Here is a 26,239-nt window from a genome sequence, read left to right as displayed (position 1 = left end):
GCCATGACAACGTTTCATTCATTAACAGTGGCAAAAGTGGAACCTGAAACCCGCGACGCGGTGACCATTACCTTCGCGGTGCCGCAGGCGTTACAGGAGGCGTACCGCTTCCGTCCCGGTCAGCATTTGACCCTGAAAGCCAGTCCTGGCGGGGATGAACTGCGCCGCTGCTACTCCATCTGCCGGAGCACCGCGTGCGGTGAGATCAGCGTGGCGGTCAAAGCCATCGAGGGCGGACGTTTTTCCCGCTATGCCCGGGACGAAATCAAACCGGGCATGGCGCTGGAGGTGATGGTTCCCCAGGGGCATTTTGGCTACCAGCCGCAGGCCGAACGCGAAGGTCACTATCTGGCGATTGCCGCCGGGTCCGGGATCACCCCGATGCTGGCGATTATGTCCGCTACGCTGGCCACTGAAGCCCACAGCCACTTCACCCTGATTTACGGTAACCGCAGCAGCCAGAGCATGATGTTCCGCCGGGCGCTGGCGGACCTGAAAGATAAATACCCGCAGCGTTTGCAGCTGATCTCCATCTTCAGCCAGGAGACGCTCGACAGCGATCTGCTCCATGGCCGTATTGACGGGGAAAAGCTCCAGGCGCTGGCAAAAACGCTGGTGAATTTCCGCCAGTACGATGAAGCCTTCATCTGCGGCCCGTCGGCGATGATGGACGAGGCTGAGGCGGCGCTGAAAGCGCTGGGTATGCCGGAAAAAGCGATCCATCTTGAACGCTTTAACACGCCGGGAACCCCCGTTAAACGGACAGTCAGCGTGCAGGCCGACGGGCAGAAGGTCACCGTCCGTCAGGACGGGCGCGACAGGGAGATCACCCTGACGGCGGACGACGAGAGCATTCTTGACGCGGCCCTGCGTCAGGGGGCGGATCTGCCTTACGCCTGCAAGGGCGGCGTGTGCGCCACCTGCAAATGCAAAGTGCTTCGCGGGGAGGTGGACATGGCGACCAACTACAGCCTGGAGCCGGACGAGCTGGCCGCAGGCTATGTGCTGAGCTGTCAGGCGCTGCCGTTAACCGCTGACGTTATCGTCGATTTTGATGCGAAGGGGATGGCATGAGCGAACTGATTGTCACCCGTCATGGCCGCGTGTTGCAGCTGACGCTTAACCGTCCGGCGGCGCGCAACGCGCTCAACAATGCCCTGCTCACGCAAATTGCGGAGCAGCTTGAAGCCGCCGCCGCGGATGCGGAGATCGCCGTCTGTGTGATTTACGGCAACGAACGCTGCTTTGCCGCCGGGGCCGATCTCAACGAAATGGCGGAGAAAGACCTGCCCGCAACCCTGAACGATATCCGCCCGCAGCTGTGGGCGCGAATAAACGCCTTCACCAAACCGCTGATTGCCGCCGTGAACGGCTACGCGCTGGGGGCAGGCTGTGAGCTGGCGCTGCTCTGCGACGTGGTGATTGCCGGTGATAACGCCCGCTTTGGCCTGCCGGAAATCACCCTCGGGATCATGCCGGGCGCAGGCGGCACACAGCGGCTGATCCGTAGCGTGGGCAAATCGCTGGCCAGCAAAATGGTGCTGACGGGCGAAAGCATCACGGCGGTTCAGGCGCACAGCGCCGGGCTGGTCAGCGACGTCTACCCGGCCTCGCTGACGCTGGAGTACGCCCTGAAGCAGGCGGGGCTGATGGCGCGCCACTCGCCGCTGGCGTTACAGGCGGCGAAGCAGGCGCTTCGCCAGTCGCAGGAAGTGCCGCTTCAGGCCGGGCTGGCGCAGGAGCGTCAGCTGTTTGCGCTGCTCGCGGCCACAGACGATCGCCGGGAAGGTATCTACGCCTTTTTACAAAAACGCACCCCAGACTTTAAAGGACGCTAATTGTGGAATTTATTCTGAGCCATGTTGAGCAGGGCGTAATGACCATTACGCTGAACCGCCCGGAGCGCCTGAACAGCTTTAACGACGTCATGCACCAGCAGCTTTCCGAATGCCTGAAGCAGGCCGAGCGCGATGACGCCATCCGCTGCCTGCTGATCACCGGGGCAGGACGCGGTTTCTGCGCCGGGCAGGATCTCAACGACCGTAACGTGGACCCGAACGGCCCTGCGCCGGATCTGGGCATGTCCGTTGAGACTTTTTACAACCCGCTGGTGCGCCGCCTGGCAAAACTGCCGAAGCCGGTGATTTGCGCGGTTAACGGCGTGGCGGCGGGGGCAGGAGCCACGCTGGCCCTCGGCTGTGACATGGTGATTGCGGCCCGTTCAGCCAGCTTTGTGATGGCCTTCAGCAAGCTCGGGCTGGTACCGGACTGCGGCGGAACCTGGCTGCTGCCGCGCGTGACCGGACGCGCCCGCGCCATGGGGCTGGCATTGCTGGGCGACAAGCTCAGCGCCGAGCAGGCACAGGCCTGGGGAATGATCTGGCAGGTGGTGGACGACGAGCAGCTCTCCGCCACCGCACAGCAGATGGCGCTGCATTTTGCCTCGCAGCCGACCTATGGCCTGGGCTTGATCAAGCAGGCAATCAACGCCGCCGAAACCAACACCCTCGACGCCCAGCTTGATCTGGAGCGCGACTATCAACGTCTGGCCGGACGCAGCGACGACTACCGGGAAGGCGTCAGCGCGTTCCTGGCAAAACGCGCGCCGAACTTTACGGGGAAATAAGATGGTGAATATCCATACGGTCGCCGTCATTGGCAGCGGCACCATGGGCGCCGGGATTGCCGAAGTGGCAGCCAGCCACGGTCATCCGGTTCTGGTGTACGACATTGACGCTGCGGCGATTTCCCGCGCCGTCGACGGCATTCGCCAGCGGCTGTCCTCTCGCGTTGCGCGCGGAAAACTCTCTGCCGACGCCGGGGAACAGATCCTCGCCCGCCTGACGCCGGTGACGAATATCGGTGCTCTGGCGAAAGCCGATCTGGTGATCGAGGCGGCCTCCGAGCGGCTTGAAGTGAAAAAGGCGCTGTTTACCCAGCTGGCAGAGGTTTGCCCGCCGCAGACGCTACTCGCCAGCAATACCTCGTCCATTTCCGTTACCGCGATTGCGGCGGAGATAAACCACCCTGAACGCGTCGCCGGGCTGCACTTCTTCAATCCTGCCCCGGTGATGAAGCTGGTGGAGGTGGTCAGCGGGCTGGCGACCTCACCCGAAGTGGCCGATGCGCTGTGCGAGCTGGCGCTGAGCTGGGGAAAGCAGCCGGTACGCTGCCAGTCCACACCGGGGTTTATCGTCAACCGCGTAGCGCGTCCTTTCTACTCGGAAGCCTGGCGCGCGCTGGAAGAGCAGGTGGCAGCGCCCGAGGTGATCGACGCCGCCCTGCGAGACGGCGGGGGTTTCCCGATGGGGCCGCTTGAGCTGACGGACATGATTGGTCAGGACGTCAACTTTGCCGTGACCTGCTCCGTATTTAACGCCTTCTGGCAGGAGCGTCGTTTTTTGCCGTCGCTGGTGCAGCAGGAGCTGGTGCTGGCGGGGCGTCTGGGTAAGAAAAGCGGGCAGGGCGTTTACCGCTGGCAGGAGGACAAACCCGCCGTCAGCTGGCTCGCCCCGGTCAGCCACAGCTTCAGCCCGATGCGCGCACAGCGAAGAAGTGACGGTGTCACGGAAATTGACGATCTGTTGTTGATCGAAACGCAGGGTGAAACCGCGCAGTCGCTGGCGCTGCGCCACGGCTGTCCGGTGGTGGTGGTCGACCGCATCGAGCGGGATGTGGCCGTTATAGCCGCCGCGCCCGGCAACCCGCACGCCGCCACGCAGAAAGCCATTTACTGGTTGCAGCACCAGGAGAAACGGGTGGTCCAGATTGCGGATTACCCCGGCCTGCTGATCTGGCGCACGGTGGCGATGATTGCCAACGAAGCGCTGGATGCCCTGCAAAAAGGGGTCGCCAGTGAGCAAGACATCGATACCGCCATGCGCTTAGGGGTCAACTATCCCTGCGGCCCCATCGCCTGGGGCGAGCGCCTTGGCTGGCAGCGTCTGTTAACGCTGCTGGAGAACCTGCAACGTCACTACGGCGAGGAACGTTATCGCCCCTGTTCACTGCTGCGCCAGCGTGCGCTTCTGGAGAGTAGTTATGAGTCATAACGCCTGGCATAACGCCCGCGCGATGTACGAACGGGACGCCTGCGCGCAGGCGATGGGGATGGACATTATCGAGATGGGCGAGGGCTACGCGGTGGTGACCATGACCATCACCCCGCAGATGCTTAACGGGCATAAAACCTGCCACGGCGGACAGCTATTCTCGCTGGCCGATACCGCCTTTGCCTACGCCTGCAACAGTCAGGGGCTGGCGGCGGTGGCCTCAGGCTGCGCCATCGATTTTCTGCGTCCGGGCTTTGCTGGCGATAAGCTGACCGCTACCGCGCGGGTGAAGCATCAGGGCAAACTGACCGGCGTCTACGACATCGAAATTCAGAATCAACAACATAAAACCGTCGCTCTTTTTCGCGGGAAATCCCACCGCACCGGCGGCAGTGTGACAGGAGAAGCCTGATGCGTAACGCATTTATTTGTGAGGGTGTGCGTACCCCGGTCGGTCGCTACGGTGGAGGATTATCCAGCCTGCGTGCCGATGACTTAGGGGCCGTTCCGCTGCGTGCGCTGCTGGCGCGTTACCCGCAGCTCGATCTGGAGCGCATAGATGATGTGATCTTCGGCTGCGCAAATCAGGCGGGAGAGGATAACCGCAACGTAGCGCGCATGTCGTCGCTGCTGGCCGGGCTGCCTCAGACCGTTTCCGGTACCACCATTAACCGCCTGTGCGGCTCCGGTCTGGATGCCCTTGGCTTTGCGGCACGCGCCATTAAGGCCGGGGATGGCGATCTGCTGATCGCCGGTGGCGTCGAATCCATGTCCCGTGCGCCGTTCGTGATGGGCAAAGCCACCGCGGCGTTTCAGCGTCAGGCGGAGATCTTCGACACCACCATCGGCTGGCGATTTGTGAATCCGCTCATGCATCAGCAATACGGAACTGACAGCATGCCGGAAACGGCAGAGAATGTAGCGGAATTGTTAAATATAAGCCGTGCCGATCAGGACGCATTTGCCTTGCGCAGCCAGCAGCGCACCGCGCTGGCGCAGCATAATGGCGTTCTGGCGCATGAGATAATCCCGGTACAGGTAACGGGGAAAAAAGGCGCGGTAACGGAAGTGAGCGTAGACGAGCATCCGCGCGCCGAAACCACCCTTGAACAGCTTGCCGCGCTGAAAGCCCCGTTTCGCAAGAACGGTGTGGTGACGGCGGGGAACGCCTCTGGCGTCAACGACGGGGCGGCGGCGCTGATTATCGCCAGCGAGCCGATGGCGCTTGCCCAGGGGTTAACCCCGCGCACCCGCATTGTGGCCATGTCGACCGCGGGCGTCGAGCCGCGTCTGATGGGATTAGGCCCGGTTCCCGCCACCCGTAAGGTGCTGGAACGTGCCGGACTCAGTATCACCGATATGGACGTCATTGAGCTTAACGAAGCCTTCGCCGCACAGGCGCTGGGGGTGCTGCGTCAGCTGGGCTTGCCGGATGACGCGGAGCATGTCAACCCGAACGGCGGAGCGATCGCGCTAGGTCATCCGCTGGGAATGAGCGGTGCCAGACTGGCGCTGGCCGCGAGCAATGAATTGCACCGACGCGGCGGGCGCTACGCGCTGTGTACGATGTGCATCGGTGTGGGTCAGGGCATTGCCATGATCCTTGAGCGTGTTTGAGCGAACAATAATGTGAGTACCCTACGATGATAAATACAAAAAAGCTTGATCCGATCGAAACCGCGTCCATTGATGAATTGCAGGCGTTGCAGACCGCGCGCCTGAAGTGGACGCTGAACCACGCCTACAACAACGTTCCGATGTACAAACGCAAGTTTGATGCCGCGGGCGTTCACCCTGACGATTTCAACGAGCTGGCGGACCTGCAAAAATTCCCGTGCACCACCAAGCAGGATCTGCGCGACAACTACCCGTTCGATACCTTTGCGGTGCCGATGGAGCAGGTGGTGCGTATTCACGCCTCGTCGGGCACCACCGGAAAGCCGACCGTGGTGGGGTATACCCAGAATGATATCGACAACTGGGCCAATATCGTCGCCCGTTCCCTGCGCGCCGCCGGGGGCAGCGCGAAGGATAAAATTCACGTCGCCTACGGTTACGGGCTCTTCACCGGCGGGCTGGGGGCGCACTACGGTGCAGAGCGTCTGGGGGCGACGGTGATCCCGATGTCCGGCGGCCAGACGGAGAAGCAGGCGCAGCTGATCCGCGATTTCCAGCCGGATATGATCATGGTGACGCCCTCTTACTGCCTGAACCTCATTGAAGAGCTGGAGCGTCAGATGGGCGGCGATGCCAGCGCCTGTTCCCTGCGCGTCGGCGTGTTTGGCGCCGAGCCGTGGACGCAGGCGATGCGCCGCGAAATTGAAAAACGGCTGGGCATTACCGCGCTGGATATCTATGGTCTCTCCGAAGTGATGGGGCCGGGCGTGGCGATGGAGTGTCTTGAAACCGCTGACGGTCCGACCATCTGGGAAGATCACTTCTACCCGGAGATCGTCAACCCGAATGACGGCTCACCGCTGGCCGACGGCGAGCAGGGCGAACTGCTGTTCACCACGCTGACCAAAGAGGCGCTGCCGGTGATCCGCTACCGCACCCGCGACCTGACGCGCCTGCTGCCGGGCACCGCACGCACTATGCGCCGGATGGATCGCATCAGCGGGCGCAGCGACGACATGCTCATCATTCGCGGCGTTAACGTCTTCCCGTCACAGCTGGAAGAGGAGATCGTCAAGTTCGAACATCTTTCGCCGCACTATCAGCTGGAGGTGAACCGCCGCGGGCATCTTGATTCACTTTCGGTGAAGGTCGAGCTGAAACAGAGTAGCTTAACGCTGACGCATGAACAGCGTTGTCAGGTCTGCCATCAGCTGCGTCATCGGATTAAATCGATGGTGGGGATTTCAACCGATGTGATGATCGTTAACTGCGGAAGCATACCGCGATCCGAGGGTAAAGCCTGCCGGGTGTTTGATTTGCGTAAGGTTGCGGCTAACGGATGAGGGATCTACACAAAATAATGTCTGCATCGACGGCCCCCTCTCCCTTGAGGGAGAGGGCTGGGGTGAGGGGGAAACCCCAGATTCGTATGCTATGATTCATCCAGGAAAAAAATAACAACAGAATGAATCACATGAATAAACTTGATGCCTTTATCCAGCACGCAGTCAGCTCTGTTCCCGTCAGCGGAACGTCGCTTATCTCCTCGCTGTATGGCGACGCGCTTTCCCATCGCGGCGGAGAGATCTGGCTCGGCAGCCTGGCGGCCCTGCTGGAAGGGATGGGATTCGGGGAGCGCTTTGTGCGCACCGCGCTGTTTCGCCTCAACAAAGAGGGCTGGCTGGACGTGTCCCGCATTGGCCGCCGCAGCTTTTACCGTCTCAGCGACAAGGGGCTGCGTTTGACCCGACGCGCGGAAAATAAAATCTACCGTGCAGAACTGCCGGCATGGGATGGTAAATGGCTGCTACTGCTTTCCGAGGGGCTGGATAAAACCACGCTCGCGGACGTGAAAAAACAGCTCATCTGGCAAGGGTTCGGCACGCTGGCGCCGAGCCTGATGGCCTCGCCGTCGCAGAACCTCGCGGACGTGCAGTCTCTGTTGCATGACGCGGGCGTGGCGGAAAACGTCATTTTCTTTGAAGCTCATTCGCCGCTGGCTTTGTCACGCGCGGCGTTACGATCCCGCGTGGAAGAGTGCTGGCAGCTGACCGAACAAAACGCGATGTACGAAACGTTTATCAACTCGTTCCGTCCGCTGCTGCCGCTGCTGAAAGAGGCGTCGCCCGAGGATTTAACCCCGGAACGCTGCTTCCAGATCCAGCTGTTACTCATTCATTTTTATCGTCGCGTGGTGCTGAAAGATCCGCTGTTGCCGGAGGAGTTACTCCCGGCGCACTGGGCGGGACAGAGCGCGCGACAGCTGTGCATTAACATCTACCAGCGCGTGGCAGCGGGAGCCCTGGCGTTTGTCAGTGAGAAGGGGGAAACCTCCGTCGGCGAGCTGCCCGCGCCCGGCACGCTTTATCACCAGCGTTTTGGTGGTCTGAATATCACATAAGGAGAGGGTATGCCTGTTTATCAAATTGATGGTCTGACGCCGGTCGTGCCTGAAGAGAGCTATGTTCACCCGACCGCGGTGCTGATTGGCGACGTGATCCTCGGCAAAGGTGTTTACGTAGGCCCCAACGCCAGCCTGCGCGGTGATTTTGGCCGGATCGTGGTGAAAGACGGCGCGAACATTCAGGATAACTGCGTGATGCACGGTTTTCCGGAGCAGGACACGGTGGTGGAAGAGGACGGGCATATCGGCCACAGCGCGATCCTGCACGGCTGCATTATCCGCCGTAATGCGCTGGTGGGGATGAATGCGGTGGTGATGGACGGAGCGACGATCGGCGAAAACAGCATCGTCGGGGCGGCGGCGTTTGTGAAGGCTAAAGCGGAAATGCCTGCGAATCACTTAATTCTTGGCAGTCCGGCGAAAGCGATTCGTGAGCTAAGCGCGCAGGAAATAGAGTGGAAAAAGCAGGGCACGCGGGAGTATCAGGTGCTGGTGGATCGCTGTAAGCAGACGCTGCATCAGGTAGAGCCGCTGCGGGAAGAAGAGCCCGGCCGCAAACGGCTGGTATTCGATGAGAACTTACGGCCCAAGTCGGCTGGCCGGGATAATTAACCATTTCTTGCCTGCGAAATAATGCAATGGCATAGGGATGCGTTAACGCGCAACAAATACCCTTTGGGGATAGTGTATAATTGAACGTTTCAGACCTGCATCCATAAAGGGATTTTGTTACCCTGACGCAGATCACGCCTCTCATTCAGAGCGGTCAATGCGTTTATGGAAGACACTATATGAGTGAAAACGACACTATCCCAAAGCAGTCCAAAAGCCAGATTAACAAAGCGGTATTTTACACATCTGCTTTGTTAATTTTCCTTCTTGTCGCCTTTGCCGCGATTTTCCCTGACGTTGCCGATAAAAACTTTAAGCTACTGCAACAGCAAATATTCACCAACGCCAGCTGGTTTTACATTCTTGCCGTCGCGCTGATTTTAATGAGTGTGACGTTCCTCGGCTTGTCCCGCTACGGCGATATTAAACTCGGGCCCGACCACTCCCAGCCTGACTTCAGCTACCACTCCTGGTTCGCCATGCTGTTCTCGGCGGGGATGGGGATCGGCCTGATGTTCTTCGGCGTGGCGGAGCCGGTCATGCACTACCTTTCCCCGCCGGTGGGGACACCTGAAACGGTCGCTGCGGCCAAAGAGGCCATGCGGCTGACATTCTTCCACTGGGGGCTGCACGCCTGGGCTATCTACGCCATCGTTGCGTTGATTCTGGCGTTCTTCAGCTACCGCCACGGCCTGCCTTTGACGCTTCGTTCGGCGCTTTATCCGATTATCGGCGACCGTATTTACGGCCCGATAGGTCATGCGGTGGATATCTTCGCGGTAATCGGCACCGTATTTGGCGTGGCGACCTCGTTAGGTTACGGCGTTTTACAGGTCAATGCCGGGCTGAACCACCTTTTTGGCGTGCCCATCAACGATACCGTGCAGGTGATCCTTATCGTCCTGATTACCGGGCTGGCGACCATTTCTGTGGTGTCCGGTCTGGATAAAGGCATTCGCATTTTATCAGAGCTCAATCTGGGGCTGGCGGTACTGCTGCTGGTGCTGGTGTTGTGCCTGGGGCCAACCGTACTCCTGCTGAAATCCTTTGTGGAAAATACCGGCGGATACCTGTCCGAGCTGGTGAGCAAGACGTTTAACCTGTACGCTTATGAACCGAAATCCAGCAACTGGCTGGGAGGCTGGACGCTGCTGTACTGGGGCTGGTGGCTGTCCTGGTCGCCGTTTGTCGGGATGTTCATTGCCCGTGTGTCCCGCGGCAGAACCATCCGCGAGTTCGTGACTGGCGTGCTGTTTGTCCCGGCGGGCTTTACCCTGATGTGGATGACGGTGTTCGGCAATAGCGCCATTTACCTCATCATGAACAAGGGAGCGTCCGATCTGGCGAATACCGTCCAGCAGGACGTGGCGCTGGCGCTGTTTAATTTCCTTGAGCATTTCCCGTTCTCTTCCGTGCTGTCATTTATCGCCATGGCGATGGTTATTGTCTTCTTTGTAACCTCCGCTGACTCCGGGGCGATGGTGGTGGATACCCTCGCGTCCGGCGGCGAGGCCAATACACCCGTCTGGCAGCGCATCTTCTGGGCCGCGCTGATGGGCGTAGTCGCTATCGCGCTGCTGCTCGCGGGCGGACTGAGTGCGCTGCAAACCGTGACTATCGCCAGCGCGCTACCGTTCTCGATGATCCTGCTGGTGTCGATCTATGGCCTGCTGAAGGCGCTCCGACGCGATTTGACCAAACGCGAGAGCCTGAGTATGGCCACGATCGCGCCGACAGCGGCCCGTAACCCCATTCCGTGGCAGCGCAGACTGCGTAACATCGCCTACTTACCTAAACGCTCCCTGGTGAAACGCTTTATGGAAGAGGTGATCAAACCGGCCATGGTGCTGGTGCAGGATGAACTCAATAAGCAGGGAACGCAGAGCCATATCAGCGACGCGTCGGACGATCGTATTCGCCTTGAGGTGGATTTAGGCAATGAGCTGAATTTCATTTATGAAGTCAGGCTGCGTGGCTATAACTCGCCGACCTTCGCGCTAGCGGCCATGGAGAATGATGAGAATCAGGCAGAACAGCACCGATACTATCGGGCAGAAATCTACCTCAAGGAAGGTGGGCAAAATTACGATGTGATGGGCTGGAACCAGGAGCAGTTAATTAACGATATCCTGGACCAGTATGAAAAACATCTGCACTTCCTGCACCTGGTGCGTTAATCAGCCAGCCCCTGAAGCATTCGCTTCAGGGGCGTAATTTAATACGCCTCCGGCAGCGGACGGTCTATCGACACCAGCTTTCCGCGCTTCATGGTGATATAGCCCCCGGCTTTAAGATCCGCCAGCACGCGAAAGACATGCGTTCGCGACAGGTTAGTGCGCTTGATGATAAACAGCGCCAGACCCTCATTCTCTCCCGTGTGGGTTTCCTGCCGATAAAGATAGCGATAGAGCATGGGTTTAATGGTCTGGTAGCTGGTGACCTGCCTGCGTTCGTTGTGCAGGTCGATGGTGAATATCGACATGTAGGTCAGTATGGTGGCCAGCGCCTGCATACGCTCAGGCCCACCCTGGAAAAATATCTGGTCGAAGTCGGCCCAGGATATTCTCACCAGTTTCACCCTGGCACTGCTGCGATATTCATACTTCGCCAGTGGACAATACCTTTCCATTAACCCGATCGGCATATACTCAATAGTATTGCCAATATTCAGCCCATCATCAGGCATTAATATCGTCAGCGACCCTTCAGTACAGAAATAAATATAGCCAGGTTCAACGGTGAGTTTTTTATTTGCGGCAACGGTTAAGACCTCGCCTTCACAAAGCATTTGCGGAAAAAATTGCCCAATATTGAGTTGCTGATAATAGGTATGGATATCCTGAAAATTCACGCTAAGCCTCTCCCCGCAACGTCTGCTATGGTAGCGAGTATAGCAGCAATAGCCCACGGATTACGAATCGATAAATAACCAGTCCCATATGGGACTATGAAGGGAAGGTATTCTGGTTAGAATGGTCCTCAATGAGTTCGCATTAAAATTATCCGCCACAATTAAATATCGCTGGCGGCGCAATTAATCTATGAGGCCATTTAATGAAATTAACGATAATCGCTAAACATCTGGCGCTGGCCGGTGTGTTGACGTCGCTGTCGCTTTCCGCGTTTGCGGAAGTACAGCCGCAGGATGCCACTCCTACAACCCAGCAGGCTAATAACGCCCTGCATAACAAATTACCGTTTGCCGATAAAACCGACTTTGAAAATGCCCATAAAGGCTTTATCGCCCCGCTGCCGCAAAACATGATCAAAGGCGAGCAGGGGAACGTTATCTGGAACCCGGCGAAATATGATTTCGTCAAAGAGGGTGAAAAAGCCCCGGATACGGTAAACCCGAGTCTGTGGCGTCAGTCACAGTTGATCAACATTGGCGGGCTGTTTAAGGTCACCGACGGCGTGTATCAGATCCGTAATCTCGATCTCTCCAACATGACCATCATTGAGGGCGAGAAGGGCATTACCGTTATCGACCCGCTGTTAAGCGCTGAACCGGCGAAAGAAGCGCTGGATCTCTACTATGCAAACCGCGGCAAGAAACCGGTCGTCGCTGTGGTGATCACCCACAGCCACGTTGACCACTATGGCGGCCTGCGCGGCGTGGTTGACGAAGCTGACGTCAAGTCTGGCAAAGTGAAAATCTACGCGCCGGATGGCTTTATGAAAGAGGCGGTTTCCGAAAACATTATGGCCGGAAACGCGATGAGCCGCCGTGCGAGCTATATGTACGGCAACCTGCTGAAGCCGGATGCAAAAGGCCAGGTGGGTGCAGGCCTTGGCACCACCACCTCTGCGGGTACTGTCACCCTCATCCCGCCGACCGACTACATTACCCATACCGGTCAGGAAGAAGTGATCGACGGTTTGACCTACGACTTTATGATGGCGCCGGGTTCAGAAGCTCCGTCGGAGATGCTGTGGTACGTCAAAGAGAAGAAAATGATCGAGGCCGCAGAGGACGTGACGCATACTCTGCACAACACCTACTCCCTGCGCGGCGCCAAAATCCGCGACCCGCTGGCCTGGTCTAAGTACATTAACGCCGCCATTGAGCGCTGGGGCGCGGACGCGGAAGTGATTATTGCGCAGCACCACTGGCCGACCTGGGGTAACGAGAATATCGTCAAGCTGATGAAAGGCCAGCGCGATATGTACCGCTACATCAACGACCAGACCCTGCGTATGGCCAACAAAGGCCTGACTCGCGATGAGATCGCCGCAGAATTTAAGCTGCCGGAATCGCTCGAGAAACAGTGGGCAAGCCGCGGTTACTACGGCTCCGTTAGCCACGACGTCAAAGCCACTTACGTGTTTTATCTCGGCTGGTTCGACGGCAACCCGGCAACCCTCGACGAGCTGCCGCCTGAACAGGCTGCGAAGAAGTTCGTGCAGTACATGGGCGGCGCTGATGCCATCATGCAGAAAGCCAAAGCGGATTATCAGCAGGGTAATTACCGTTGGGTTGCTCAGGTGGTCAGCAAAGTGGTCTTTGCCGATCCTAACAACCAGGCTGCCCGTAATCTGGAAGCCGACGCGCTTGAGCAGTTAGGTTACCAGGCGGAGGCGGGCACCTGGCGTAACTTCTACCTGACCGGCGCGCAAGAACTGCGTAATGGCGTGAAGAAGCTGCCGACGCCGAACACCGCCAGCCCGGATACCGTGCGGGCGATGACCCCGGAAATGTTCTTCGACTACCTGGGTGTGCACATCAACGGGGTGCGTGCCGGTAACGCGAAGGCGGTCTTCAATGTCGATCTCGGTAAGGATGGCGGCAAATACAAGCTGGAGCTGGAAAACGGCGTGCTGAACCATACCGCCAACGCGCAGGCGAAGGATGCCGACGCAACTATCGCGCTTGATCGCACCACGCTGAACAACATCATCCTTAAGAAAGAGACGCTGAAGCAGGCGATGGATAAAGGTGACGTGAAGGTGAGTGGAAACGGGGCGAAGCTGGAAGAGATGCTGAGCTACATGGACAAATTTGACTTCTGGTTCAATATCGTAACGCCATAAGTTCAGGTTTCATCCACATAATCCTGGCGCCTTAGAAATAAGGCGCCATTTTTTTATTCACGCATCGCCAGCGCGCTGGCACTTGCCGGATCGAACAGCGAAATACTCTCGATCTGATCAAGCATGATCACCTTACGGAAATCCATAGCGCTTTTTGGCTCTGAGTCGAGCGTAACCTCATGCTCGGCGTACCATTTGCTGTAGTTGTGCTCAATACACAGCTGCATGTTCTCCCCGTCGCGATAGCCGCTCAGCATCGGGATAAGCACGATATTGGCGGTTTTTTCATACTCCAGCGTGGCGGTATGGATCATGCCAATATAAATTCGCCGCGACTTCAGCGTGACGTGCGCAAGTTCACCTTCCTCCATGCACTGATAGAGCAGTTGTTCAATCCCGCTCGATTGCGCCAGCCGCTTGTAGAGCTTTTTCCGGCCTTCGCCGTCCAGCCGCGCGCTGCCGGCCCAGTTAGAACGATAGAGACAAAACAGGATCGCAAAGGCCAGCATCACCACGACCGGAGCCTGAATCCCTAAAAAGCTCCAGTTCATAAAATCAATTTGCCAGTCGGCGTATTTTGCGGACGTGAAATGGAACGTGTTGTCGGCGGCGGAGAGGGCGAACAACAGCAGCCAGAGCAGGCCGGTGGCGATCACGCCCTGTAAAACGAAAATGCAGCCATACAGCGCCACAAGGAAATAGACATCCCAGCCGAATGAACGCTTAATTTTGAACCGGGTTGAGAGATCGCGGCTGGTGTACCAGTAGCCGCATACCATCAATACCATGAATATTGCCGTTCCCATTTCAGGCCCTCTTCAGCGCGTTGACATGGCGCAGAAAGTCCTGCCGAACCTCGTTACTTTTGTAGTTAACCGAGGCGTTTCCATCCTGATCGATGATGATGCGGTCGCCATCCTCTACGGCTTCGATAATTTCCTGGTGACTCATAACCTGCAACAAGGATTCCGGGCTGGAAAAGAGCGCCATCAGTAAATTTTTCATCGCGTGACATCCTTATGAATTAAAAGGATAAGTCTGGAAGATAAATGGCACCTTTGCCTTAAGGTTATCCCTAAAAAATAACGGCACGGCGGTGAGAATCTGCTTTTGACTCAAATTGGCACCTCAGGGAAAGTTTTTAAAATACTGAATTAAAAGAGGTATAAAAAATATATCTGCAAAAACTTAGACAAATAACGCTAATTGTGTAAGTTTTAATTATGCGATTTCGCTACGTTGTTTACAGCCAGGATGTGACCCATGAGCACGTTGCCGTCCGTCATCAGTCGATTCGTTGATTATTACGCCACGCTGGATACCCAGCCACCTTCGGCGCTGGCAAAGATTTATCGCGCCGATGCCACGCTTATCGATCCCTTTGGCGAACACAGCGGGTTGTTCGCGATTCAGCGCTATTTCACTCACCTGCTGGCTAACGTCCAGCGGTGCCGCTTTACCGTCGATGCACCGTTGCAGCAGGGCGATCGCTTTGTTGTTACCTGGATGATGCACTGGTCGCACCCGCGTATTGCCCGGGGGGCAATGCGCCAGCTGCCGGGCTGCTCTGTGGTAGACATGCGCGACGATCGCATTGTTCGCCAGCGGGATTACTACGATGCCGGAGAGCTGATTTACGAACATCTTCCGGTGCTCGGCTGGGCCGTACGCGGCGTGAAGCGGAGAGTGAAATCATGAAAACGGTTCTGATCACCGGCGCAAGCTCGGGCATAGGGGCCGGGCTGGCGAAATCTTTTGCCGACGATGGCTACCGGGTGATTGCCTGCGGGCGCGATGCGCAACGTCTGGCAGCCGTGCATCAGCACAGCCCCAACATTACGGTGCGCCTGTTCGATATGACAGACAGGGACGCCTGTCGCCAGGCGCTGGCGGACTGTGCTGCCGACACGGTGATTCTTTGCGCCGGAACCTGCGAGTATCTCGATCGCGGCGAGGTGGATGCCGCGTTGGTGGCGCGGGTCATGACCACCAATTTCATGGGGCCGGTAAACTGCCTTGCGGCGTTGCAGCCGCAGCTGATATCCGGCAACCGCGTGGTGCTGGTCAGTTCGATGGCGCACTGGCTTCACTTCCCGCGAGCCGAAGCCTATGGCGCCTCTAAAGCGGCGTTAACCTGGTTTGCTGAGACGCTGCGCCTCGACTGGGAGCCGAAAGGGATCGCCGTCACGGTCGTTTCACCTGGTTTTGTCGACACGCCGCTGACCCGAAAAAATGATTTCCCGATGCCGGGCCGGGTCAGCGTGGAGGACGCCGTCCATGCCATTCGTCGCGGTCTGGCAAAAGGGAAGGATCATATCGCGTTTCCCGCCGGGTTTAGCCTGGCGCTGCGCCTGCTCTCCGGTCTGCCCGATATACTTCAGCGCGCACTGCTGCGCAGGATGGTGCGACCATGAAGATCGCGATTATCGGCAGCGGTATCGCCGGGTTAACCTGTGCCTGGCGGCTCGCCGGACATCATCAGGTCACGCTGTTTGAAGCGCAGGCCACGCCGGGCGGTCATACCGCAACGGTGGATGTCGACACGCCGCAGGGCAACTTTGCCATCGACACCGGTTTTATTGTCTACAACGACCGCACCTATCCGCGCTTCATGGGGCTGCTGAGCGAACTGGGCATCAGCGGGCAAAAAACGCAGATGAGTTTTTCGGTGCATAACCCGCAGAGCGGGCTGGAGTACAACGGCCACACGCTGACGTCGCTGTTCGCCCAGCGTCGTAATCTGTTAAACCCTGCCTTCTGGACGCTGCTGAAGGAGATCGTGCGCTTTAACCGGCTGGCGAAACAGACGCTCCGGGGTGACGTCAGCGAGTCCGCCACGCTGGAGACGTTCCTGCACCAGCACCGCTTCACGCCTTTTTTTGCGCGTCACTACATTCTGCCAATGGGGGCGGCTATCTGGTCATCCTCGCTACAGGAGATGAAACGCTTCCCGCTGCCGCTCTTTTTACGCTTTTTTGAAAACCACGGTCTGCTGGACATTACCCATCGTCCGCAGTGGTACGTGGTGCCGGGCGGCTCCCGGGAGTACATCCGCGCGATGCTGGACAAGCTTGGCGATCGCCTGACGCTGCACCTCAATGCGCCGGTGCAGCAGATTATTCGCCACGATCGCGGGGTTGATATAACGCGTGAGGGCGTAACAGACAACTTTGATCAGGTGATCTTCGCCTGCCACTCCGCTCAGGCGCTGGCGATGCTCGCCAGCCCAACGCAGGCTGAACGTGAGGTGCTGGGTGATATCGGCTGGCAGCGTAACGAGGTGGTGCTTCACAGCGATCCGCGCTGGCTGCCGGTGCGCAAGCGCGCGTGGGCGAGCTGGAACTACCGCCTCAGCGAGCAGGATCGGGCCAGCGCCTGCGTCACCTACAACATGAATATCTTGCAGGGACTGCCGCCGGGTAGCCCGCTGTTTTGCGTCACCCTCAACCCGGAAACGCCGGTGGAAGAACGCTATGTGCTGCGCCGCTTTGTCTATGAGCATCCGCTTTTTAACCCGCAAAGCTGGCAAGCCCAGGCCCGGCGTGGCGAAATAAACGGTCGCCAGCGGAGCTGGTTCTGCGGCGCGTACTGGTACAACGGCTTCCACGAAGATGGGGTACGCAGTGCGCTGGATGTGGTAAACGCTATCGCGGCCGGGGAGGGCAACTGAGATGAACAGCTGCCTTTACCACGGCACATTGCGCCATCGCCGTCTTTCGCCAAAAGCGCACCACTTTACCTACAGCGTCTTTATGGCCTGGCTCGATCTCGATGAGCTGGACGCGCTGCCCTCCGTCGGTGTGCGCCGTAACCGCGTTGCGCCCGCGGCATTTTATGATGCGGACTACCCGCTGGGCACGCCGCTCAAAGAGTGCGTCCTTGAGCGTCTGGAAAATCTGACCGGCGAACGCCCGGCGGGGCGGGTCATGCTTCTAACCCAACTGCGTTATTTCGGCTTTCATTTTAACCCAGTCAATTTTTACTACTGCTATGACGGGGAAGACACCCTGCGCTGGGTTCTCGCCGAAGTCCGCAACACGCCGTGGAATGAACGACACTACTACGCGGTAGCGGGGCGGGACGCCCCGCCGACGGAAAAAGCGTTTCACGTCTCGCCCTTTAATCCGATGGACATGGTCTACCACTGGCGCTTCAACAGTCCGGCCAGCACGCTGCGCATGCATATCGAAAACCATCAGGAGACGAAGGTGTTTGATGCCACTCTGACGCTGCGCCGGGAGCCGCTGACGCGCGCAGCGCTGCGGTCGCTGCTGGCGCGGATCCCGTTGATGACCCTCAAAACCGTTTTCGCCATTTACTGGCAGGCGCTCAGGCTGTGGCTGAAGCGCGTGCCGCTGCATAACCATCCCCTAAGCAGGAGTGAACGCTCATGACCGATCCCGTCTTTGCGCTTGAACCCGATATCCCGCGCAACGTCCGCGTCGCGCGATGGCTGCTTTTTCGCCTGCTGAACGGGCTGCGCGGCGGCTCGCTGACGCTGCGTGAAGGCGCGCAGACATTCCAGTTCGGCGACGCCTCCACCGCGCTTCACGCTGAGGTGCAGGTACTCGCGCCGGGCGTCTACTGGCGCATTCTAACCGGGGGCAGCCTCGCCGCGGCACAAGCGTGGATGGATGGCGACTGGGAGACGGCCCACCTGACGCCGCTGCTGGAGCTGATAGCGCGCAATAGCCAGATCCTCGGGCAACTGGAAAAAGGGTTTCGCCTGCTCGGGAAACCGGTAGAGCGGCTACGGCACTGGATGCGGCGCAACTCCCGCGCGCAGGCACGGGAAAATATTGCCGCCCATTACGATTTGGGCAACGCCTTTTACGCCCATTTCCTTGATGAACAACTCCTTTACTCCAGCGCGCTGTTTACCGGGGAAGAGCAGGATCTGGCAGCGGCTCAGCAGGCAAAAATGGCCAGGCTGTGCGACCAACTGGCGCTCACCGCAAACGATCATCTGCTTGAGATTGGTACCGGCTGGGGGGCGATGGCGGAATATGCCGCCCGTCATTATGGCTGCCGGGTAACAACTACCACGCTATCGCAGGAGCAGTACCAGTGGGCCACCGCGCGGATCGCGCGGGCAGGTTTACATGATCGCGTTGAGGTGCTGCTCTGCGACTACCGCGATCTGACCGGAGTGTACGATAAGCTGGTGTCGGTTGAGATGATTGAAGCCGTCGGCCAACGCTACCTGCCAACGTTTTTCCGCACCTGCCAGGCGCGTCTGCGTCCGGGCGGGCGGATGGCGATTCAGGCCATCACCATTCAGGATCAGCGCTATCGCGACTACAGCAAAAGCGTCGATTTTATTCAGCGCTACATCTTCCCCGGCGGCTTTTTGCCCAGCATCACCGCCATGAATGAACTGATGACCCGCCATACCGATTTTGTCGTGCGTAACCTCTTCGATATGGGGCCGGACTACGCCCGCACGCTGGCGCACTGGCGTCAGCGCTTCGTTCACGCCTGGCAGGAGATTGAAAAGCTCGGATTTGATGACCGTTTCCGTAGGATGTGGCTGTACTACCTCGGCTACTGTGAAGCCGGGTTTAACGCCCGCACCATCAGCGTAGTGCAACTGACTGCGGAACGCGTATGAAGCGCTACGGGCAGGTCTTTCTGCTGGCCATCGGGTTTGATCTCTACTGGACGCTGGTGGTGCTGTTTCGCGAGCAGGGGCTGGTCATCTGGATCGCGCTGGCGCTGATTGCCTGGCTGTTGTTACCGCCATCACACCGGGTATACGCCCTTGTGCTGGCGGCGTCGGGCGCGATGCTGGACGCCCTCTGGGCGCTGACGGGGCTGATTTCATTCACTGGCACGTCTCTGATGCCGCTATGGATGGTGGCGCTGTGGCTGATGTTTGCCACCGTCTGGACGCAACTGACCCGCACGACCACCTTGCCGGGCTGGCTGCTGACGGCGCTGGCGACCCTGGGCGGGCCGCTGGCCTACCTGTTTGGCGAGCATCTGGGGGCCATCACGTTCCTGGAGCCGACTTTTATCGTCGTCAGCTGGATGATCCCGGGCTGGCTGGTGCTGATGCTGTTTTTCCACCTGCTGATGGGGAGACAACAATGAGACATCTGTTACTCGCGCTCGCGCTAACCGTTATGGCCTGTAACGCGCAGGCGACTGACTGGCTGAGCTGGCGCAAGGTAGGCGATGCCACCCTCACCTGGGGGCCGTTTACCGTTTATACCTCTCAGCTGCTGACGCCCGACGGCAGCTATACAGGAACAGACAGCGATAACGCGCTGATTATCACTTATGCCCGCGACATCGATGGCGACGACCTGGTCGAGGCGACCCGTGACCAGTGGCAGGCGCAGGGCATTTTGCAGCAGGAGCCGCAGAGTGAAGCCTGGCTGCGGATGCTAAAAGCGCTCTGGCCCGACGTCACGCCCGGCACGCAGCTCGCGTTTGTGGTTAATAACGGTCAGGGGCAATTCTGGTATCGCCCCACGGCGTCGCAGAAAAAATTTACGCCCCTCGGGCCGCGCCAGTCGGCAGCGTTTAGCTCGCGCTTTCTGGCGATCTGGCTCGATCCCCGCACCGAGTATCCTGAACTGCGTCAGCAGTTAATCGGAGGACCACAATGAAACGATTCCTGTTAATGGCGCTTACACTGACAATGCTGGTGGCCGGGTGCAGCACAGAAGTGACCGAGTATCGTCAGCAGCAGCCAAGGCTTGATATTTTCCACTACTTCCAGGGCAAAACCGAGGCGTGGGGGATGGTGCAGGACCGCAGCGGTAAGCAGATCCGCCGTTTTCACGTCGAGATCGCCGGAGATGTTATCGGCGATACGCTGACGCTGAACGAGCATTTTGTCTATGACGACGGCGAGAAGCAAAAGCGCGTCTGGCATATCCGCCGCATTGGCCACGATCGTTACGAAGGCACGGCGGGTGACATAGAAGGTGTCGCGACAGGTCAGGTTTCGGGCAACGCCCTTAACTGGCGCTACAGCATGAACGTGAAGGCGGACGGTAAAACCTGGCTGCTGCACTTTGATGACTGGATGTATTTGCAGGACAGCACCCGCCTATTCAATAAAACCGAGATGAAGAAATTTGGCGTCACCGTCGCCACGGTGACGCTGTTCTTTACCCGCAAAGAGGGCGGTTAATCCTCTTCGGGCTGAGGTTTACTGCTTGAGTAGATGAAGAAGAGCGCGATACTCAGGCAGACCACGGCCCCGAAACGGCTCGCTGAAAACGGAATGGCTTCATTGTTCAGCCAGCCAAAGTTATCAATCAGCATGCTCATGGCCAGCTGACCCAGGATCACCGCTACCGTGGCAACGGCGGTGCCGATACGCTGCACCGCGAGCACCATAATCACTATATAGGGCACGCCGCACAGGGCGCCCAGAAGCTGCCACTTGGGCACATCCATCAGGCTGACCGCCTGTTTCGGCTCAAAAAAGAAAATGAGCAGGGCGGTTACCAGCGCGCCGACGGAAAAGGTCAGAAACGCGCTTTTGAATACCCCCACGCTGCTGCCTAATTGCCCGTTAATGGCAGCCTGAATGCTCAGCGTCGCGCCGCCAATCACCGCCAGAATAATCATAATCACTGTCATAACGTTACCCCTGCGCCACGAGAATGAGCGCGGCGATGATAAATCCCAGCGCAATAATGCGTTTTGTATCAATCCTGCGGTGCGGCGTACCCAGCAGGCCATAGTGGTCAATAATCAGGCTTTTAAAGACCTGGCCTGCCAGAATGCCGATCATCGTCATAGCAATACCGATCGCTGGCGTGGCAATGGTGAGAATGATGACGTAGACCGGGCCGAGCACGCCGCCCAGCAGGTGCCATGACGGCTGCGCAAAAAATGAGGGACTGTTGCGGGGGCTGAAAAACAGCATCAGCAGAAACGTCAGCCCGGTTCCCACGCTAAATATGCTGAACGCCGCCCACAGGTCGCCCACCTCCGCGCCCAGCGGCCCCAGCAGCCCGGCTTCCACGGACAACCCCATGCCGCCGGCAATCACCAGTAAAATTAAAATAATGTGCATAACGCTTTTTCTCCTTTTTCCAGGCGGAGAAGATTACGTCTGAACATCATTGAGAAAAATGCCATAATGCAGGAAACACCTGTGCAGGAAATGCATTAATGATGGATGCCGGACATATCAGCGTTCGCGCGCTGCTGATCTTCATCGACGTTTATGAAACGCAGAATTTTTCCGTGGTGGCGAGGCGGGAAGGGATTTCTGCGTCGCAGGTTTCCCGCGTGATCCACCAGCTTGAGGACGCCCTCGGGCAACAGCTTTTCTACCGCAACACGCGGGCGATTATGCCCACAGAGAGCGGGCATCTTTTTGTGCGCTATGCCCGGGCGATGGCCGGAAATCTGGAGGATGCGCGACGCGAGCTGGATGAACGCGCCCGCGAGCCGTCGGGCACGCTGCGTATCAATGGCCCGGTCTTTTTCGGACAACGGCACATCGCGCCGGGCCTGCCGGGGCTTCTGGAGCGTTATCCTCGTCTCTCCATTGAACTGACCCTCACCGACGATTTTATCGATCCGCACCGCGACGCCGCGGACGTTATCTTCCGCATCGGCGCGCTGACGGACTCCTCGTTTCACGCCCGGGTGTTCGGTCAGCAGTTCTACCATCTGGCGGCCTCGCCGGACTATCTGCAAAAACATGGCGCGCCCGAGGGGCCGGACGATCTCAGTCGTCACCACTGTCTGGTTTACCGCGGCTCGTCCGGGCCTAACCGCTGGCTGATCCGGCAGCCGGGCGAGGCGTGGGTTCACTATCCCATCGTACCGCTGATGACTTCCAATAACGCGGAAACGCTCCTGATTGCGGCGCTGGGCGGCATGGGCGTTGTGCTTTTCCCGGACTGGATGGTGAGCGAACGGCTCAAAAGCGGTGAGCTGGTGGCACTGCTGCCGGAAATGGAGTGTTCAATTAATACGGAGCCACTGACGATTGCGGCGATTTACCCGAACGCGCGTCATCCGCCCCTGAACGTCAGGGCGGTGATTGACTACTATATTGAGCGGTTCGGTACGCCGCTGTACTGGCAAACCTGAAGGTTAGCGGGCAAGCTCGCGACGGATAATGTTAGCCCCGGCGCTTAATGCCTTCAGCTTACCGTTGGCGACCTGGCGGGAAAGGGGAGCCATGCCGCAGTTGGTGGACGGATAGAGCTTGTCTGCATCCACAAACTGCAACGCCTTGCGTAGCGTATCGGCGACCTCTTCCGGCGTTTCGATGGTCTGGGTGGCAACATCAATTGCCCCGACCATCACTTTTTTACCGCGGATCAGCTCCAGCAGATCCATCGGCACGCGCGAGTTGTGGCACTCCAGCGAGATGATATCGATCTTTGAGGTCTGCAACTTTGGAAACGCCTCTTCATACTGGCGCCACTCGGAGCCGAGCGTTTTTTTCCAGTCCGTATTGGCTTTGATGCCGTACCCGTAGCAGATATGTACTGCGGTTTCGCATTTCAGCCCTTCAATGGCGCGCTCCAGCGCGGCGATGCCCCAGTCATTCACTTCGTCGAAAAAGACGTTAAAAGCAGGTTCGTCGAACTGAATAATGTCAACGCCGGCCGCTTCCAGCTCGCGGGCTTCCTGATTGAGAATTTTAGCGAACTCCCAGGCCAGCTTTTCGCGGCTTTTATAGTGAGCATCGTATAGCGTGTCGATCATGGTCATCGGGCCGGGCAGCGCCCACTTGATCGGCTTGTCCGTCAGCTGGCGCAGGTATTTCGCATCGTCTACAAACACCGGTTTCTGGCGCGCCACCGCGTCTACCACGGTCGGCACGCTCGCATCGTAACGGTTACGGATCCGCACCGTCTGACGATTTTCAAAATCCACGCCGCTGAGATGTTCAATAAAGGTGGTGACGAAATGCTGGCGGGTTTGTTCCCCGTCGCTGACGATATCAATCCCGGCGCAAATCTGTTCATCCAGAGACAAACGCAGCGCATCCTGTTTCCCTGCCAGTAATTCCTCGTCCTGGAGTTTCCACGGCGACCAGAGCGTTTCCGGCTGCGCAAGCCAGGTGGGTTTCGGCAGGCTGCCAGCCGTCGATGTCGGGAGCAATGTTTTCATAAGAAGAACCTTTTATTCGTATTAAATTAAAGCGTGAAGTGATGAGACCACTGCTCAAGAAGGGTTTTATAGGGTTTGATGAACCGCTCTTCGGTATATTTACCCTGTTCAATGGCCAGCCGGCTGCGCTCTTCACGGTCATAGACGATTTTTGTTAATGAGTGATCCTGCTGATTCAGGTCGGGCTGATAGCACTGTCCCGCAGCGGAATTGGCATTGTAAATTTCTGGTCGATAGATCTTCTGGAACGTCTCCATGGTGCTGATGGTGCCGATCAGTTCCAGATTGGTGTAATCACGCAGTAAATCGCCGGTGAAGAAGAAGGCAAATGGCGCGACGCTGTTTTCCGGCATGAAATAGCGAACCTTGAGGCCCATCTTCGCGAAGTACTGTTCCGTTAGCGACTCGCCGTCCGGCTGGTACTCATACCCCAGCACCGGGTGGTGGTTACCGGTACAACGATAGGTGTCTTTGCTGGAGACGCTCAGGCAGATCACCGGCGCTTTTTTAAAGTTCGCCTGATATTCCGCAGAATGAATGAAGCTTTTAAAGATATTGCCGTGCAGCTCGCCAAAATTCTCGGGGAGGGTAAAACGGGGCTGATCTTTATTATGCTCCAGCAGCAGGACGCTGAAATCATAGTCACGAACATAGGATGAGAAGTTATTCCCGACGATGCCTTCGATGCGCTCGTGGGTCTTTTTATCCACGATCGTCGTTTGCAGAATTTCGATGGCCGGGAAAGTAAAATCGCCGCCGATATTCATATCGACTGAAATAATCTCCAGCTCGACGGCATAGCGGTCGGCTTTCGGGTTATCCCAGCTCGCCAGCGCGTTAAAGCGGTTGTTGATCATCACCAGCGTATTGCGCAGGTTCTCCTGACGCTTCTCGCCACGCGCCAGGTTGGCGAAGTTGGTGGTGGTACGCGTGTTTTCTGACGGGTTATAATTTTCATCAAAGCAACTGCGCTTAAGGGTAAATATGAAAGCCTGACTCATTTGGTTATGCATCCTAAGTTCATGTTGCCTAAACGTTATCAATGCATAATTTATGCCTGAGCCACTGGCGCAGGGGAAGTGACTTAATTTCACTGCGTCATGAGGGTTCTTCATGAACTGCGCGATTCAGGTATAATCCCCCGACATTTCCAACCGGTTTAAACGATCATGACAAAACTCACCCTACAAGAGCAGATGCTGAAAGCGGGCTTAGTCAGCAGTAAAAAGATGGCGAAGGTTCAGCGCACGGCGAAAAAATCCCGCGTACAGGCTCGCGAGGCGAGAGAGGCTGTTGAAGAGAACAAGAAAGCCCAGCTGGAGCGTGATAAGCAGCTGAGCGAACAGCAAAAACAGGCGGTGCTGGCAAAAGAGTTCAGAGCGCAGGTGAAGCAGCTGATTGAGATGAACCGCATCACCGTGGCGAAGGGCAACATTACCTTTAACTTTACCGATGGCAGCCTGATCAAAAAAATCGACGTCGATAAGCAGACGCAAACCCAGCTGATCAACGGTCGTCTGGCGATTGCCCGACTGGTGATTAACGCGAATGGCGACTGTGATTACGCGATTATCCCGGCGGTGGTGGCGGATAAAATTGCCCAGCGCGATGCGGACAGCATTGTGCTAAACAGCGCGCTGAGTCAGGAAGAGCAGGACGAAGACGATCCGTACGCAGACTTCAAAATCCCTGACGATTTAATGTGGTAAACCTCGTTCAGAATGGCGCGGCGTGACGGGCATTCATGGTCTCGCCGCTCAGCGGATGAATAAAACTCAGAACGCTTGCATGCAGCATCAGCCGGGGCGTTTCTTCCGCCCCCGGCCATTCCAGACCCCCATACAGATCGCACCCCAAAATAGGGTGGCCTAACTGCTGGCAGTGAATGCGCAGCTGGTGGGTGCGCCCGGTCTCCGGGGTAAGCTCAACCCGCGTCAACGGCATTGTCGTATCCTGGTAAATACGTTCCATCACCCGATAGCGGGAGCGAGCGGGCTTACCGGTGCGGGCACAGATCGTCATCAGCGGAAACAGCGCCGGATCTTTGGCAATCGGGGCATCCACGGTCCCTTCGTCCTGTTCCACATGTCCGCACAACAGGGCGGTGTAAACCTTGGTCACGGCGCGCTGGCTGAACTGGTGGCAAAGCGCGGCGTTAATCGCTTTGTTACGTGCAATCACCATCAGGCCCGAAGTGCCAAAATCAAGACGATGCACCAGCGTGCAGCCGGGAAAGGTTTGCACCAGACGGTGGTGGACGGAATCGCGGTTTTGCGGATTTTTCCCGGACAGGCTGAGCAGACCAGAGGGTTTGTTGATCAGCAGCAGATGCTCGTCCTGCCAGAGGATCTCAATGTAGTCGTGACAGGGTGGTGCAATAAACGTATCGATTATGACAGACATCAGGCCGCCGGGCTGGAGA

General features: G+C 57.8%; 29 protein-coding genes. 21 read left to right on the top strand and 8 right to left on the bottom strand.

From position 1 onward, the window contains the following. The first annotated feature begins 3 nt into the window (after positions 1-3). From paaE to INF86_RS05600, 10 genes are all read left to right on the top strand, one after another. Positions 4-1,074, top strand: a complete 1,071-nt coding sequence (paaE, locus tag INF86_RS05645; RefSeq protein WP_063149991.1) for a 1,2-phenylacetyl-CoA epoxidase subunit PaaE — start codon at positions 4-6, stop codon at positions 1,072-1,074. Next, entirely contained in the window at positions 1,071-1,838 is a 768-nt protein-coding gene (gene paaF / locus INF86_RS05640) for a 2,3-dehydroadipyl-CoA hydratase PaaF (RefSeq protein ID WP_193543309.1), read from the top strand. Before paaE ends, paaF begins: the two co-directional genes overlap by 4 nt. Continuing rightward, positions 1,838-2,626 (top strand): 2-(1,2-epoxy-1,2-dihydrophenyl)acetyl-CoA isomerase PaaG, encoded by a 789-nt coding sequence (gene paaG, locus INF86_RS05635; RefSeq protein ID WP_120773519.1) that lies wholly within the window; start codon positions 1,838-1,840, stop codon positions 2,624-2,626. The genes paaF and paaG overlap by 1 nt, the downstream gene beginning before the upstream one ends. A gap of 1 nt (position 2,627) precedes the next feature. After that, positions 2,628-4,052, top strand: coding sequence for a 3-hydroxyacyl-CoA dehydrogenase PaaH (paaH, locus tag INF86_RS05630; RefSeq protein WP_048965986.1), 1,425 nt, complete (start codon positions 2,628-2,630; stop codon positions 4,050-4,052). Then, positions 4,042-4,464 (top strand): hydroxyphenylacetyl-CoA thioesterase PaaI, encoded by a 423-nt coding sequence (gene paaI / locus INF86_RS05625; RefSeq protein WP_022648026.1) that lies wholly within the window; start codon positions 4,042-4,044, stop codon positions 4,462-4,464. The genes paaH and paaI overlap by 11 nt, the downstream gene beginning before the upstream one ends. Further along, positions 4,464-5,669 carry a 3-oxoadipyl-CoA thiolase gene (gene pcaF / locus INF86_RS05620; RefSeq protein WP_193543308.1) on the top strand — a complete coding sequence of 402 codons (1,206 nt, stop codon included), beginning with the start codon at positions 4,464-4,466 and terminating at the stop codon, positions 5,667-5,669. The genes paaI and pcaF overlap by 1 nt, the downstream gene beginning before the upstream one ends. Before the next feature lie 26 nt (positions 5,670-5,695). Continuing rightward, entirely contained in the window at positions 5,696-7,012 is a 1,317-nt protein-coding gene (gene paaK / locus INF86_RS05615; RefSeq protein WP_193543307.1) for a phenylacetate--CoA ligase PaaK, read from the top strand. A gap of 122 nt (positions 7,013-7,134) precedes the next feature. After that, entirely contained in the window at positions 7,135-8,070 is a 936-nt protein-coding gene (gene paaX / locus INF86_RS05610) for a phenylacetic acid degradation operon negative regulatory protein PaaX (protein WP_032622213.1), read from the top strand. A gap of 9 nt (positions 8,071-8,079) precedes the next feature. After that, the gene (gene paaY, locus INF86_RS05605; protein WP_023300036.1) at positions 8,080-8,685 is read left to right on the top strand and encodes a phenylacetic acid degradation protein PaaY; all 606 of its coding nucleotides are present in this window, start codon (positions 8,080-8,082) and stop codon (positions 8,683-8,685) included. 179 nt (positions 8,686-8,864) lie between these two features. Further along, positions 8,865-10,862: a choline BCCT transporter BetT gene (locus INF86_RS05600; protein ID WP_023306141.1), complete on the top strand. Its 1,998-nt coding sequence runs from the start codon at positions 8,865-8,867 to the stop codon at positions 10,860-10,862. A 38-nt stretch (positions 10,863-10,900) separates the two neighbouring features. On the opposite strand, the gene INF86_RS05595 is transcribed toward INF86_RS05600, so the two are convergent. Next, complete coding sequence (locus INF86_RS05595; protein WP_032624309.1) at positions 10,901-11,536, bottom strand: helix-turn-helix domain-containing protein; 636 nt, start codon at positions 11,534-11,536, stop codon at positions 10,901-10,903. Positions 11,537-11,739: 203 nt separating this feature from the next. Here INF86_RS05595 and INF86_RS05590 point away from each other — a divergent pair, with 203 nt between their 5' ends. Further along, positions 11,740-13,716 carry an alkyl/aryl-sulfatase gene (locus INF86_RS05590; RefSeq protein ID WP_163346475.1) on the top strand — a complete coding sequence of 659 codons (1,977 nt, stop codon included), beginning with the start codon at positions 11,740-11,742 and terminating at the stop codon, positions 13,714-13,716. A 53-nt stretch (positions 13,717-13,769) separates the two neighbouring features. On the opposite strand, the gene INF86_RS05585 is transcribed toward INF86_RS05590, so the two are convergent. Next, complete coding sequence (locus INF86_RS05585) at positions 13,770-14,522, bottom strand: hypothetical protein (protein ID WP_022648034.1); 753 nt, start codon at positions 14,520-14,522, stop codon at positions 13,770-13,772. 1 nt (position 14,523) lies between these two features. Further along, complete coding sequence (locus INF86_RS05580) at positions 14,524-14,721, bottom strand: hypothetical protein (protein WP_022648035.1); 198 nt, start codon at positions 14,719-14,721, stop codon at positions 14,524-14,526. 258 nt (positions 14,722-14,979) lie between these two features. Here INF86_RS05580 and INF86_RS05575 point away from each other — a divergent pair, with 258 nt between their 5' ends. Genes INF86_RS05575 through INF86_RS05540 form a run of 8 tightly spaced genes read left to right on the top strand, consistent with a single transcriptional unit; the run spans position 14,980 to position 20,860 of the window. After that, positions 14,980-15,414: a nuclear transport factor 2 family protein gene (locus tag INF86_RS05575; protein WP_193543306.1), complete on the top strand. Its 435-nt coding sequence runs from the start codon at positions 14,980-14,982 to the stop codon at positions 15,412-15,414. Next, the gene (locus INF86_RS05570) at positions 15,411-16,130 is read left to right on the top strand and encodes an SDR family NAD(P)-dependent oxidoreductase (protein WP_048965991.1); all 720 of its coding nucleotides are present in this window, start codon (positions 15,411-15,413) and stop codon (positions 16,128-16,130) included. Before INF86_RS05575 ends, INF86_RS05570 begins: the two co-directional genes overlap by 4 nt. Continuing rightward, positions 16,127-17,386 (top strand): NAD(P)/FAD-dependent oxidoreductase, encoded by a 1,260-nt coding sequence (locus tag INF86_RS05565; RefSeq protein WP_023306143.1) that lies wholly within the window; start codon positions 16,127-16,129, stop codon positions 17,384-17,386. Before INF86_RS05570 ends, INF86_RS05565 begins: the two co-directional genes overlap by 4 nt. 1 nt (position 17,387) lies before the next feature. Further along, positions 17,388-18,110, top strand: a complete 723-nt coding sequence (locus INF86_RS05560; RefSeq protein WP_023306144.1) for a DUF1365 domain-containing protein — start codon at positions 17,388-17,390, stop codon at positions 18,108-18,110. Then, positions 18,107-19,327 carry a cyclopropane-fatty-acyl-phospholipid synthase family protein gene (locus tag INF86_RS05555; protein WP_193543305.1) on the top strand — a complete coding sequence of 407 codons (1,221 nt, stop codon included), beginning with the start codon at positions 18,107-18,109 and terminating at the stop codon, positions 19,325-19,327. Before INF86_RS05560 ends, INF86_RS05555 begins: the two co-directional genes overlap by 4 nt. Further along, complete coding sequence (locus INF86_RS05550) at positions 19,324-19,809, top strand: DUF2878 domain-containing protein (protein ID WP_154051232.1); 486 nt, start codon at positions 19,324-19,326, stop codon at positions 19,807-19,809. The genes INF86_RS05555 and INF86_RS05550 overlap by 4 nt, the downstream gene beginning before the upstream one ends. Continuing rightward, on the top strand, positions 19,806-20,330 hold the full coding sequence (locus INF86_RS05545) for a hypothetical protein (RefSeq protein ID WP_032624304.1): 525 nt from the start codon (positions 19,806-19,808) through the stop codon (positions 20,328-20,330). Before INF86_RS05550 ends, INF86_RS05545 begins: the two co-directional genes overlap by 4 nt. Continuing rightward, a complete protein-coding gene (locus INF86_RS05540; RefSeq protein ID WP_023300045.1) occupies positions 20,327-20,860 on the top strand; it encodes a DUF3833 domain-containing protein in 534 nt (177 codons plus the stop codon). The genes INF86_RS05545 and INF86_RS05540 overlap by 4 nt, the downstream gene beginning before the upstream one ends. Here the strand turns inward: INF86_RS05540 and INF86_RS05535 are convergent. Further along, positions 20,857-21,315 (bottom strand): DMT family transporter, encoded by a 459-nt coding sequence (locus INF86_RS05535; protein WP_022648044.1) that lies wholly within the window; start codon positions 21,313-21,315, stop codon positions 20,857-20,859. The two genes, INF86_RS05540 and INF86_RS05535, sit on opposite strands and share 4 nt — an antisense overlap. A gap of 4 nt (positions 21,316-21,319) precedes the next feature. Beyond that, the gene (locus INF86_RS05530; protein WP_003857304.1) at positions 21,320-21,754 is read right to left on the bottom strand and encodes a DMT family transporter; all 435 of its coding nucleotides are present in this window, start codon (positions 21,752-21,754) and stop codon (positions 21,320-21,322) included. A gap of 98 nt (positions 21,755-21,852) precedes the next feature. Here INF86_RS05530 and INF86_RS05525 point away from each other — a divergent pair, with 98 nt between their 5' ends. Next, a complete protein-coding gene (locus INF86_RS05525; RefSeq protein ID WP_193543304.1) occupies positions 21,853-22,785 on the top strand; it encodes a LysR family transcriptional regulator in 933 nt (310 codons plus the stop codon). A gap of 3 nt (positions 22,786-22,788) precedes the next feature. On the opposite strand, the gene INF86_RS05520 is transcribed toward INF86_RS05525, so the two are convergent. Beyond that, complete coding sequence (locus tag INF86_RS05520) at positions 22,789-23,817, bottom strand: methionine synthase (protein ID WP_193543303.1); 1,029 nt, start codon at positions 23,815-23,817, stop codon at positions 22,789-22,791. Between the two features lie 26 nt (positions 23,818-23,843). After that, entirely contained in the window at positions 23,844-24,818 is a 975-nt protein-coding gene (locus tag INF86_RS05515; protein WP_193543302.1) for a DUF1852 domain-containing protein, read from the bottom strand. Between the two features lie 168 nt (positions 24,819-24,986). Here INF86_RS05515 and INF86_RS05510 point away from each other — a divergent pair, with 168 nt between their 5' ends. Then, positions 24,987-25,526: a DUF2058 domain-containing protein gene (locus INF86_RS05510; protein ID WP_022648048.1), complete on the top strand. Its 540-nt coding sequence runs from the start codon at positions 24,987-24,989 to the stop codon at positions 25,524-25,526. Between the two features lie 7 nt (positions 25,527-25,533). Here INF86_RS05510 and INF86_RS05505 read toward each other — a convergent pair whose 3' ends face one another. Continuing rightward, the gene (locus INF86_RS05505) at positions 25,534-26,220 is read right to left on the bottom strand and encodes an RluA family pseudouridine synthase (RefSeq protein ID WP_193543301.1); all 687 of its coding nucleotides are present in this window, start codon (positions 26,218-26,220) and stop codon (positions 25,534-25,536) included. Positions 26,221-26,239: the final 19 nt, after the last annotated feature.

It is taken from the genome of Enterobacter cloacae complex sp. I1M (assembly GCF_014982425.1).
GTDB classification, from domain to species: Bacteria; Pseudomonadota; Gammaproteobacteria; order Enterobacterales; family Enterobacteriaceae; genus Enterobacter; species Enterobacter intestinihominis.
The sequence above is the reverse complement of the archived record's forward strand: the minus strand, read 5'-3'. Positions and strand labels throughout refer to the sequence as shown.